Annotated in this window: 13 protein-coding genes and 1 tRNA gene; 3 read left to right on the forward strand and 11 right to left on the reverse strand. The window is 47.1% G+C overall.

The genetic code is table 11. The features are described 5' to 3' along the window. Positions 1-11: 11 nt before the first annotated feature. The 4 genes from rnc to HPS54_RS03140 all read right to left on the reverse strand — a co-directional run bounded on the left by rnc (position 12) and on the right by HPS54_RS03140 (position 3891). Positions 12-1043 carry a ribonuclease III gene (gene rnc / locus HPS54_RS03125; RefSeq protein WP_172344019.1) on the reverse strand — a complete coding sequence of 344 codons (1032 nt, stop codon included), beginning with the start codon at positions 1041-1043 and terminating at the stop codon, positions 12-14. Further along, entirely contained in the window at positions 1033-2295 is a 1263-nt protein-coding gene (gene fabF, locus HPS54_RS03130; RefSeq protein WP_172344020.1) for a beta-ketoacyl-ACP synthase II, read from the reverse strand. Before fabF ends, rnc begins: the two co-directional genes overlap by 11 nt. A gap of 129 nt (positions 2296-2424) precedes the next feature. Then, a complete protein-coding gene (locus tag HPS54_RS03135) occupies positions 2425-2661 on the reverse strand; it encodes an acyl carrier protein (protein WP_172344021.1) in 237 nt (78 codons plus the stop codon). 156 nt (positions 2662-2817) lie between these two features. Beyond that, positions 2818-3891 carry a 4-phosphoerythronate dehydrogenase gene (locus HPS54_RS03140; RefSeq protein ID WP_172344022.1) on the reverse strand — a complete coding sequence of 358 codons (1074 nt, stop codon included), beginning with the start codon at positions 3889-3891 and terminating at the stop codon, positions 2818-2820. Positions 3892-4505: 614 nt separating this feature from the next. On the opposite strand from HPS54_RS03140, the gene HPS54_RS03145 reads away from it, so the two are divergent. Genes HPS54_RS03145 through rd form a run of 3 tightly spaced genes read left to right on the forward strand, consistent with a single transcriptional unit; the run spans position 4506 to position 6382 of the window. After that, complete coding sequence (locus HPS54_RS03145; RefSeq protein WP_172344023.1) at positions 4506-5114, forward strand: DUF4254 domain-containing protein; 609 nt, start codon at positions 4506-4508, stop codon at positions 5112-5114. Continuing rightward, a complete protein-coding gene (locus HPS54_RS03150) occupies positions 5114-6169 on the forward strand; it encodes a glycosyltransferase family 9 protein (protein WP_172344024.1) in 1056 nt (351 codons plus the stop codon). The genes HPS54_RS03145 and HPS54_RS03150 overlap by 1 nt, the downstream gene beginning before the upstream one ends. Before the next feature lie 45 nt (positions 6170-6214). Beyond that, on the forward strand, positions 6215-6382 hold the full coding sequence (rd, locus tag HPS54_RS03155) for a rubredoxin (RefSeq protein WP_172344025.1): 168 nt from the start codon (positions 6215-6217) through the stop codon (positions 6380-6382). A gap of 78 nt (positions 6383-6460) precedes the next feature. Here rd and HPS54_RS03160 read toward each other — a convergent pair whose 3' ends face one another. The 7 genes from HPS54_RS03160 to HPS54_RS03190 form a co-directional block, all read right to left on the reverse strand. Then, positions 6461-7261, reverse strand: coding sequence for a gluconate 5-dehydrogenase (locus HPS54_RS03160; RefSeq protein ID WP_172344026.1), 801 nt, complete (start codon positions 7259-7261; stop codon positions 6461-6463). A gap of 101 nt (positions 7262-7362) precedes the next feature. Further along, positions 7363-8205 (reverse strand): 5-dehydro-4-deoxy-D-glucuronate isomerase, encoded by an 843-nt coding sequence (gene kduI / locus HPS54_RS03165; protein WP_172344027.1) that lies wholly within the window; start codon positions 8203-8205, stop codon positions 7363-7365. Positions 8206-8612: 407 nt separating this feature from the next. After that, positions 8613-8683 (reverse strand) — tRNA-Gln (locus HPS54_RS03170). Between the two features lie 113 nt (positions 8684-8796). After that, positions 8797-10098, reverse strand: coding sequence for a tyrosine--tRNA ligase (tyrS, locus tag HPS54_RS03175; RefSeq protein ID WP_172344028.1), 1302 nt, complete (start codon positions 10096-10098; stop codon positions 8797-8799). A gap of 123 nt (positions 10099-10221) precedes the next feature. After that, positions 10222-10473: a membrane protein insertion efficiency factor YidD gene (gene yidD / locus HPS54_RS03180; RefSeq protein ID WP_172344029.1), complete on the reverse strand. Its 252-nt coding sequence runs from the start codon at positions 10471-10473 to the stop codon at positions 10222-10224. Continuing rightward, a complete protein-coding gene (locus tag HPS54_RS03185; RefSeq protein WP_172344030.1) occupies positions 10470-10871 on the reverse strand; it encodes a ribonuclease P protein component in 402 nt (133 codons plus the stop codon). Before HPS54_RS03185 ends, yidD begins: the two co-directional genes overlap by 4 nt. A gap of 8 nt (positions 10872-10879) precedes the next feature. Then, positions 10880-11629 carry a uroporphyrinogen-III synthase gene (locus HPS54_RS03190; RefSeq protein ID WP_172344031.1) on the reverse strand — a complete coding sequence of 250 codons (750 nt, stop codon included), beginning with the start codon at positions 11627-11629 and terminating at the stop codon, positions 10880-10882. Between the last annotated feature and the right edge of the window lie 2 nt (positions 11630-11631).

An 11631-nucleotide genomic window follows, 5' to 3' on the forward strand; every position in this document is an offset into this window, starting at 1 on the left:
TGTCTTGTTGTTTAGCTGTTCTCCGAGAATGCTGCCGCCTCTGCCGCGGCGATGATGTCCTCCTTGTCCATGGCTTTCGGCTGTGCGGTGATGTCGGACAGGTCGAACTCGTCTTCGCCTTCCTGCTCTTTTACGGCAGACGCCTTCTTCTGTTTCTTTTCACGCTCTATCGTAACAGGTGCATCCTCTTCAGTTTTCTGCGACACTATAAAGTCGGTCTTTACGTCGGTCTCAGGAACGGTCATGACCGGCTCTTCTTCCATCTTTGTACGGTCCGTCTTGGCTGCAAAGACAGCATCGAGATATTGGGAGTCTCTTTTCAGCATGTTCAGTGTCTTCTTGCTTGCCAGCTGCTGGCTTTCTTTCTTGGAGTAGCCTTCGCCTGTGCCGCCTTCGATGCCCTCAACCACAGCCTGGTATTTGAAGACCGGACTGCAGTTCTCGTCTTTCTTCTCGTCGATTAGCTTGAAGTCTATCTTTACCTTGTTCTTCTGGCACCATTCTATGAGCTTGCTTTTGAAGTTGACCTCCTTGTACGCCACTTTGTCGATGTTGATGAGCTGTGACAATATGCGCTTTTGCATAAACTGCATGCAGGCATTGTATCCCCGGTCCAGGTATATTGCCCCCACGAGGGCCTCGAACGCATTTCCTTCCATATAGCTGTTATGAGAGGAAGTGTGTCTGTTGGACATGATAAGCTGGCTGATACCTATTTCCTGCGCCAGTCGGTTAAGTGTGTCGCGCTGTACTATCTTGCTCCGCGTGTTGGTGAGGAAGCCCTCACGCTTGCCCTGAAAGTGGTTGTAGACGATGTCGCCCACGATTGCATCGAGAACTGCGTCGCCAAGAAATTCAAGACGTTCGTTGTTTACAGGGCGCCCTTTGCTGTTGCGCTGCTTTATGCTCTTGTGCATTAGCGCCTGCTTGTAGAAGCTGATGTTGTGCGGATAAAATCCTATTACCGTGTATAAAGACGAATAAAGCTCCTTCTCCTTGCGGAAAGGGAGCCTTATTCGGTCTATAATGTTGTTAATCGTCATATTTCTTGAATATAACACATGCGTTATGACCGCCGAATCCGAATGTGTTGCTCATTGCGGCACGTACGGTGCGTTTCTGTGCGGTGTTGAACGTAAAGTTAAGGTTGTAGTCAATCTCCTCGTCCTTGTCATCTTCCTCATGGTTGATTGTAGGAGGAATAATGTCGTTCTTCACGGCGAGTACGGCAACCATGGACTCAACGGCTCCGGCAGCACCGAGCAGGTGGCCTGTCATTGACTTTGTAGAGCTGATGTTCAGCTTGTATGCTGCATCGCCGAACACGTCCTTTATTGCCTTTGCCTCTGAAATGTCACCCACGTGTGTTGATGTTCCGTGAACGTTGATGTAGTCAATGTCCTCGGGTTTCATGCCGGCATCCTCAAGCGCAGCCTGCATAACGAGCTTCGCTCCGAGTCCTTCCGGATGGGATGCCGTTATGTGATGTGCGTCGGCACTCATGCCCTCGCCAACCATTTCTGCGTATATCTTTGCTCCGCGTGCCTTTGCATGCTCCAGCTCTTCGAGTATGAGGCATCCTGCACCTTCGCCCATTATAAATCCGTCGCGGCTTGCGCTGAACGGGCGTGACGCATGCTGCGGGTCGTCATTGCGTGTAGAGAGGGCGTGCATTGCATTGAAGCCGCCCACGCCGCAGGCGCAGACTGCTGCCTCTGCACCGCCGCTGACAATAGCGTCTGCCTTGCCAAGACGGATAAGGTTGAATGCGTCGGCTATTGCATTGGTAGATGAGGCGCATGCGGACGTTGTCGTATAGTTTGGTCCGTGGAAGCCGTATTGTATTGAAATCTGACCTGCTGCAATGTCGGCAATCATCTTAGGAATGAAGAACGGATTGAACTTGGGACCGTTCTCCTTGTTCTTGCCATAATATGAAACCTCGTCCTCGAAAGTCTTGATACCGCCGATGCCTACACCGAACACTACGCCGATGCGGTTTTTGTTCACCGTCTCAAGATCCATTCCGCTGTCCTTTACCGCCTGCATGGCAGAAATCATGGCAAGCTGTGTGTAGCGGTCCATCTTGCGCATTTCCTTACGGTCGATATAGTCTGTGACGTTGAGGTCCTTAACCTCGCATGCAAACTGTGTCTTGAACAGGGAACTGTCAAACAATGTGATAGGTGCGGCACCGCTCACTCCGGCAACAAGGTTCTTCCATGTGTCTTCCGGATTGTTTCCTACAGGTGTCACGGCTCCGAGACCTGTCACCACCACTCTTTTTAATTCCATTTCCTTATATGATTAAATATTTAAGAACAGCAATCGGCAATTAGAACATCAGCGATTAATGATTAGTATTAAGCTAATCACTAATCGCTGATATTATAAACTGCTAATCACTAATCAATACATCATTAATTATTTAGCATTAGCCTCGATGTAGCTGATAGCATCGCCGACAGTTGCTATTGTTTCAGCCTTATCGTCAGGGATAGAGATGTTGAATTCTTTCTCAAATTCCATGATAAGCTCTACTGTATCGAGAGAGTCTGCGCCAAGATCGTTTGTGAAGCTTGCTTCTGCCTTTACTTCTGCCTCGTCTACACCCAGTTTGTCAACGATGATGGCTTTTACTTTAGATTCGATTTCTGACATAGTTGTATTGTTTTAAAAATGTTTATAAAATGATTTATTCTTTAAAAATCGGTTGCAAAGGAACGAATTTTTATTTACCTATGCAAATATTTCTTACAAAAAAGCATGCATTATTGCACATGTCATATGCTTTTGTGCAACATTTTGCTTGTTATTTTACCATTTTTCGCGTCTTAAAGGATAATTTCCACGAAACTCTTCGAAACGATCAGGAGCTTTTTTAAGGTTTGTACTATCATTCAGCGGATTATAAAGTGTAAGGGCGATGTCTCTGTTAACACACTCCTCGTTATTGGGGTTACGGCATTCGAGCAGCTCTTTCAGATGTGCCGTCACGTTGTAGGGAAGTTCCGGGGGCATTATCTTTCCGGGGTTGTCCAGACCGAAGTGATTACAAAGCCCCTCTATCACCATATTGTCGGCATTTACCTTGCCGTCTGCGCTGTATCCTGCTATATGCGGAGTAGCTATGTAAGCCTTGTCAAGAAGGCGCAGGTCTATGTCGGGTTCGTTTTCCCATGTGTCTATCACGGCATCTTTCACCTTATTATTATATAGGGCGTCAATCAGGGCGTTGCCGTCTGCCACGGCACCACGGCTGGTGTTTATTATAACGGGACACTGTTGCAGACTGTCGAAAAAGTCCTGTCCTGCAAGATGATACGTGGCATGTTTGCCACAGCGTGTCAGAGGAACATGGAATGTTATTATGTCACACTCGCGTGCAATGTCTTCCAATGTCACGAATTTGCCGTATCTGCATTCTGCTCCTTCCTCTGCTTTCGGTGGGTCGCAGACAAGTACTTGCATTCCCATGCTTTCTGCCACTGCCGCCACTTTTGTGCCTACATGTCCTTGTCCTACAATGCCTATGGTGGTGTGTGTCGGTGACATGCCTTTGTCGCGCCATAGTAACAGCAATACCGATTTAAGATATTGCGCCACGGATGATGAGTTGCAGCCCGGACAGTTCATCCACTCTATGCCTGCCTTTTTCATATATTCCGTGTCAATATGGTCGTATCCTATTGTCGCAGTAGCCACAAAACTAACCCGGCTGTTTCCGAGCAGGCTCTCGTCACATCTTGTGCGTGTGCGCACTATCAGGGCATCGGCATCGCGCACGTCGGCAGGTCCTATCTTGCTGCCCTGCATATATACAGCCTCTACTCCGAGTCTGCTGACAGCATCATGTATGTATGGTATCTTATCGTCTATTACTATTTTCATCCGTATGTATATTGTTTCAAGTTATGTATGTTCAAGTCAGTGTCCGGATATGAAACTTCAAGTCAAATGCTTACGGTTTGTTACATTCGAAAGGGTTTTGCTTACAGTTTTCATCGGCTTCCGGCTGCTTTGCAATAGCCGACCTTTTGGCGTGCTAAAGGTGACCTTTTAGAAGGTAAAAGGTCATGTCTTGCATGCTGAAAGGACACCTTTTGAAACTGTAACCATCGCTGTTTGCAATCCATGATTTTGCCGAGAGGTTTGATTGATATCGCCAATGGATATTCCGTGTATCTTTTATCTCCTCTTTATATTCGCTTTTCACCCTCCGAGTAGGGCTGTACCCTGGTGCAGCCGAAGTGATTATGAATAACACAAGCCATGCGGTTTCGGATGCTCCGGGGAGCATCCCTACAGGTTTCATCAATAGGGCATACGTCTTTTATCTCCTTTTATCTTCTCCTGTCTTCTCTTTATCTCCTTATTTTCCTCCTCTTCCCTGGCTTACAAATCTTTTAACTAAAACCTCGTAAGTGCTTAAATATTGTGTTTTTAGTTGGTTTTTCGGGAATTAATTATTAGTTTTGCATATATAACCAATAAACATTTAAGAAATGACATTCACACAACTTTGTAATCGGGTGTTCAACCAGGCAATAGCCGACTATCATGTAAAAGACAACATAGATACGCCGATAAACAATCCATACGACCGTGACTCGATAGAGAACCGTCTCTATCTGAAGTGCTGGATAGACACGGTGCAGTGGCATTTTGAGGACATCATACGCGACCCGCACATCGATCCGGTTGAGGCTCTGAACCTGAAACGCCGCATAGACAGGAGCAATCAGGACCGTACAGACCTCGTAGAACAGATTGACAGTTACTTCCGCACAAAGTACAGCGAGGTGAAAGTGCTGCCGGATGCCCGTATAAATACCGAGAGTCCGGCGTGGGCTGTCGACCGTCTGTCGATACTTGCTTTGAAGATTTATCACATGAAAGAGCAGGCGGAACGTACCGATGCCACACCCGAACATTGTGACAAATGTCGTTCCAAATTAGATGTGCTGCTCGAACAGCAGACAGATCTTAGTACTGCAATAGATCAACTGTTGGAGGACATCGAGGCAGGACGAAAATATATGAAGGTGTATATGCAGATGAAAATGTATAACGACCCTGCTACAAATCCTGTCCTGTACAATAACAAGAAGTGATGAAGACCGAGCATATACTGATAATTCGCTTTTCTGCCATGGGCGACGTCGCTATGACTGTGCCGGTGGTGTATTCTCTGGCGAAACAGTATCCCGACCTTCGGATAACAATGCTGAGCCGTGGGTTTGCACGTCCGTTCTTTGAAAATCTTGCACCCAATGTCAGTTTTATGGAGGCTGACATCAAGAGTGAATACCGGGGAATAAAGGGATTGAATGCTCTTTACCGGAGGCTGGCGGCAAAGAAATTCACAGCCATTGCCGACTTACATGGCGTTCTGCGCTCGGACTATTTGCGCATGCGTTTCTGTATGGACGGATATAAGGTTGCTCATATAGACAAGCATCGTGCCGATAAAAGGCGGCTTACGGCTGCAGGCGTTAAGCGGATGGTGCAGTTGCAGTCGTCATTCCAAAATTATGCCGATGTTCTTGCCGCTCTCGGTTATCCGGTGAAAATAGAGTTCAAGTCTCTCTTTGCATCGGGTGAATGCACGGAACAGGTTTTTCCGGAAGAGATTGGCGTCAAGCAGCCTTCGGAAAAGTGGATAGGCATAGCACCGTTTGCAGCTCATGAGGGTAAGATATATCCCGTGCGGCTCATGGAGAAGGTCGTACAGCAGCTTTTGGAGAGACATCCTGACAGCCGTATATTCTTCTTTGGAGGCGGTGCAAGAGAGACGGAGGTCTTCGGCGAATGGTGCGGAAAGTACGACCGCTGTACCGATGCTTCGGGGCTGATGCGCGGTATAAAAGGAGAACTGGCACTGATGAGCCGTTTGGACGTGATGATTTCCATGGACAGCGCCAACATGCACCTTGCTTCATTGGCAGGGACGCAGGTCGTAAGCGTGTGGGGCGCCACTCATCCATACGCAGGATTCATGGGGTGGGGGCAGAGTGTCGGCAACGCGGTGCAGATAGACCTGCCGTGCAGACCGTGCAGCATATATGGTAACAAACCGTGTATGAGGGGTGACTACTTCTGTCTGAAGAACATATCCCCCGAACAGATAGTGGAACGTACGGAGTTCGTTATGAACAACAAGAGATAGATTTCTTACATTAACTTATTATTAATTTTTAAAAAAGGAGGTATTATGAAAAAGTTTGTATGCGACACATGTGGTTATATTTATGACCCTGAAAAAGGTGATCCGGATAACAACATCGCCCCCGGAACAGCATTTGAGGATATTCCGGAAGATTGGGTATGCCCGTTGTGCGGTGTTGGAAAAGACGACTTCTCGCCTGTAGAGGACGATTGAGAGTAAACGATGTAATAAAAAAAGATGTGCCATTGTAAAAAGTGGCACATCTTTTTTTTATTTCGGGAATTATATGCATCAAGGCTGTTTGCCGATGTATGCCAGTATACCTCCGTCCACGTAGAGCACGTGTCCGTTAACTGCGTCAGACGCATGTGATGCGAGGAATACTGCCGGTCCGCCCAGTTCTTCGGGGTCGAGCCAACGTCCTGCCGGTGTCTTTGCGCAGATGAAACTGTCGAATGGGTGGCGGCTGCCGTCTGCCTGACGCTCGCGCAGAGGTGCGGTCTGAGGTGTTGCGATGTAGCCCGGACCAATGCCGTTACACTGTATGTTGTATTCGCCGTACTCGGAGCAGATGTTACGTGTAAGCATCTTCAGTCCGCCCTTGGCGGCAGCGTATGCAGACACCGTCTCACGTCCAAGCTCGGACATCATCGAACAGATGTTGATGATCTTACCTTCGCGGCGTTCCATCATTTCAGGAAGTACTGCAGAAGCTACGATGAACGGACCTACAAGGTCGATGTCTATCACCTGCTGGAACTCGGCACGCTTCATCTCGTGCATCGGGATGCGCTTGATTATGCCGGCATTGTTTACGAGTATGTCTATATTACCTACTTCGGCATGTATCTTTTCTACGAGTGCCTTTACGTCATCTTCTTTTGTGACATCGCACACATAGCCGTGTACGTTTTCTATTCCGGCTTCCTTATAGTTTGCGAGTCCTTTTTCGAGAGCTGCTTCATTGATGTCGTTGAAGATAATGTTCTTTATTCCGGCAGCAACGAAAGCCTTTGCAATGTTGAAGCCGATGCCGTAGGAGGCACCTGTTATCCAGGCGTTTTTCCCTTCAAGTGAAAAAAGATTTGTCATGATTTTTGATGTTTTTGTAATGTATATATATTGTTCTTTGACATTATTCCTTATACGGATTATAAGTCTTATAGGACATATAGGACTTTTATATGCTCTGCTTATTTCAAGTCCGTAATCAACGAGAAGTCTTGGTCTCCGTAGTCAAGGTTCTCGCCACCCATGCCCCAGATAAACGTGTAGTTGTGGGTTGCTGCGGCAGAGTGGATGCTCCATTCGGGAGAAAGCACCGCCTGGTCGCCCTTCATCCATATGTGGCGGGTCTCGTCTATCTCGCCCATGAAGTGGCAAACTGCCTGATCCTCGGGAACTTCAAAATAGAAATATGCTTCCATGCGGCGGCTGTGCACGTGTGCAGGCATGGTGTTCCATACGCTTCCCGGTGCCAGTTCCGTCATTCCCATTTGCAGTTGGCAGGTAGGAACCACCTGCGATACGAGCATTTTGTTTATGTCGCGTTCGTTGCTTGTCTCAAGTGCTCCCATGTGAGCGACAACTGCTTCAGCCTTCGTTACTTTCTTGCAAGGATATTCCTTATGAGCCGTTACGCTGTTGAAATAGAACTTGGCAGGAGCTGCTGCGTCTTTGCTACTGAATGTGACATCACGGTCGCCGCGTCCGATGTAGAGCGCTTCTTTATAGCCCAGTTCGAAAGTCTCGTCTCCCACTTTCACTGTGCCGGCACCGCCAACATTAAACAGACCGATTTCGCGGCGTGTAGTGAAGTATGGCGCCTTAAGCGGGTCGATGGCTTCGAGCTTCAGTTCTTCGGCAACAGGCATTGCACCGCCCACAACCATACGGTCATACATGGAGTATACCATGTTTACTTCGTCTGCCGCAAACACTTTTTCAATAAGGAAGTCGCGGCGTATTCTTTTGGTGTCATAGCTTTTTGCATCCTCAGGATGGGCTGCATAGCGAATTTCATAATTTGTTTTCATAAAAAGTCTTTATTTATTTAAGTTTATCTGCCATTTGCAGTTGGAAAATGCAGAGTATACTGTCAAGTAAATATGTGATATGCTTTATATATTGTTTAGGCATGACAAAGATACGAATAAGTCGAGAACAAAACAACAAATTCATTTGTTTTTTGTCGAGCGAGAGTATATTGGACGCAGTCGAAGACGTAGTCAAAGATACGAATAAGTCGAGAACAAAATAACAAATTCATTTGTTTTTTGTCGAGCGTAAGTATATTGGACGGAGTGGAATACGATGTCAAAGATACGAAAAAAGCAATCATTCAAAGGAAAATGCCCCTTATTTGTTTCTGTGTGTTGGAGTTATGGATTTTACATGTAACGAAAAAAGACCGGTTGTGCCGGTCTTTCTTGTTTCACGAATGTTGTCCAAGGCGGATTCGAACCACCACAAACAGAACCAAAACCTGTTGTGCTACCATTACACCATTGGACAATCAATGGTTGAAAAGTTGTGCAAAGGTAGTGGTTTTTTATGCCACTACCAAATTTTTTTATTTGTTTTTTGCGGTAATCAGCTTATACAATGGATAATAGAGACCGGTGTATTTATTTCACCGTAACCAGGAAATAGTTCTTCTTTCCACGCTGAACAAGCAGATATTTGCCGCCTATGAGGTCTTCGCTTGTCACCACACGGTCGGTGGCAGCAAGCTTTTCCTTGTTCAGCGACACTCCGCCACCCTGTGTCAGCTTGCGCATCTCGCCCTTGCTTGCGAATATCTTTGCGTCGTCGCATGTGAAACATTCGATGGCTGGCTGTCCGAGCATCTCTTTCGGCAGTTCGAAATGCGGTACGCCTTCGAATATGTCGAGCAGTGTCTGTTCGTCGAGTTTCTGCAGACTTTCTTTTGTCGACTTGCCGAAAAGTATGCCCGAGGCCTCTACCGCCATGTTATAGTCTTCCTCGGAATGCACCATTACGGTCACTTCCTGTGCCAGACGCTTCTGCAATATGCGCTGTCCCGGATCCTGTCTGTGCTCTGCCACCAGTGTGTCGATGGTCTCCTTGTCGAGACTTGTGAATATCTTTATGTACTTCTCGGCGTCGTCATCGCTCACGTTCAGCCAGAACTGGTAGAACTTGTAGGGAGATGTGCGTTTCGGATCGAGCCAGATGTTGCCACTTTCGGTCTTTCCGAACTTCTTTCCGTCCGCTTTTGTTATGAGCGGACATGTCAGCGCGTATGTCTCGACATCGTTGCCCAGAGTGCGGCGTATCAGTTCCGTTCCGGTGGTCATGTTTCCCCATTGGTCGTTGCCTCCGAGCTGCATCTTGCATCCCTTATTCTTGTACAGATAAAGGAAGTCGTATCCCTGAAGCAGCTGATATGTAAACTCGGTAAATGACAGACCGTCGCGAGCCTCGCCGTTGAGGCGTTTCTGTACGCTGTCTTTAGCCATCATGTAGTTCACTGTTATGTGCTTTCCTACCTCGCGAGCAAAGTCGAGGAATGTGAAATCCTTCATCCAGTCGTAGTTGTTCACCATTTCGGCACTGTTGGGACCGGTGGCTTCAAAGTCAAGGAACTTCGATACCTGTTTCTTTATACACTCTTGGTTGTGGTATAATGTTTCCTGGTCAAGCAGGTTACGCTCCTGACTTTTACCCGACGGGTCGCCTATCATTCCTGTGGCTCCGCCGACAAGGATTATCGGTTTGTGTCCGCAGCGCTGCAGGTGGCGCAGCATCATCACCCCGCAGAGGTGTCCTATATGAAGTGAGTCTGCCGTAGGGTCAGTGCCAAGATATGCCGTGACGGTTTCTTTCTGTAACAGTTCCTCTGTTCCCGGCATCATCTGTGCCAGCATTCCGCGCCATTTCAGTTCTTCAACAAAATTCTTTTTCATTTTACTTTAATGTATAAATACATCTTTACGGACAGTTATCGTAAAGTCGTAGTTGATATATTGTTTATTGCGGTGTTATGGATGTCGTTCAGCCATAGACCGCTGTTGTTAAAATTCTTTTTCTTACGGTACGGGGTCGTATCCGCTTCCTCCCCACGGGTGACAGCGTAACAGCCGTCGTATTGCCAGTGCCATACCCTTTACAGGTCCGTGCTTTATCAGTGCTTGTCGTGCATATTCCGAGCATGAGGGTGTGAACCGGCATACGGGAGGCGTGTAAGGCGATATAAACCTTTGGTAAAATATGATTGGCAGGCATAGTATTCTGACCAGTGCCGACGATACCAAGCTTATGGCTTTCTTTATGGCTTTCATAGCTTTTCCCTCAATCTGGTTAGAAGTTTTATTATCTTGTCTTCCACTTCCGGACTCTTGTGCAGGCTGTTGTCCTGCCAGATGAAAGCTATCGCTATGCTTTGCCGTTCGCAGTCGTGCAGTTTTCCGAGTATTATGCTTTTGTTTTTTCTGTAAGCCTCACGTATCTGACGTTTTACTCTGTTGCGTTTTACGGCATGCTTGAAACGTCTTTTCGGTACGCTTACCAGTATTTTTGCGCCCGGTGTGTTGTCTTCGCCGTTCTCGGTCCGCATGTATATCATCCTTATAGGAAATGCTGACATAGACCGGCTCTTCCCTCCGTTAAAGAGTTCTTCCGGCAGTGTCCTGCCGGATATGCGCTCCGTTTTTGCCAGTGTCAGTGTGGCGGATTTCACTCGGATGTTTATTTATTGTGCTTTTCGAGATAATTTTTCAGTGCTCCTGTCATGGACGGGCACTCCTTGGACGGTGCTTCGATGGATACCTCCAGCCCCGCGTCGTGTGCGGCCTTTGCCGTAGCCGGACCGAATGTCGCCACTTTCACACTGTCGTTCTTGCTGTCTCCGAAAGTGCTTTTGAATGCGCTTATGCCCGACGGGCTGAAGAATATGCACATATCATAGTCGAATGTCTTTACTTCTTCTTCCGTAAAGTCGTTGCTCACAGTGCGGTACATTACACATTCGGTGTGGTTCAACTTTTTGGAATCGAGCATTTCTTTCATGCTTCCGTCGTTGACATCGCTCATGGGCACAAGATATTTCTCGTTCTTGTGCTTGACCATGACAGGTATCAGGTCGTGAATCTTGCCCGTGTTTCCGTAGAACACCTTACGCTTGCGGTATTGCACGTACTTCTGTATATAAAGTGCTATGGTCTCGGTTACACAGAAGTACTTCATGTCTTCGGGTATTGCCAGTCTCATTTCGTTGGCAAGATTGAAGAAATTGTCTATGGCATGCCGCGATGTAAACACAATTGCAGTGTAGTTCAGAATGCTGATTTTCTGCTGGCGGAATTCTTTTGACGTAAGTCCTTCCACCTTTATGAACGGGCGGAAAACCAATTCCACGCCATAGTTTTTGGCGATATCGAAATAAGGAGATTTCTCACTTGACGGCTTGGGTTGCGATATTAAAATCTTTTTTATCATCG

Origin of the sequence: Xylanibacter caecicola (genome assembly GCF_013166515.1) — a bacterium.
GTDB classification, from domain to species: Bacteria; Bacteroidota; Bacteroidia; order Bacteroidales; family Bacteroidaceae; genus Prevotella; species Prevotella caecicola.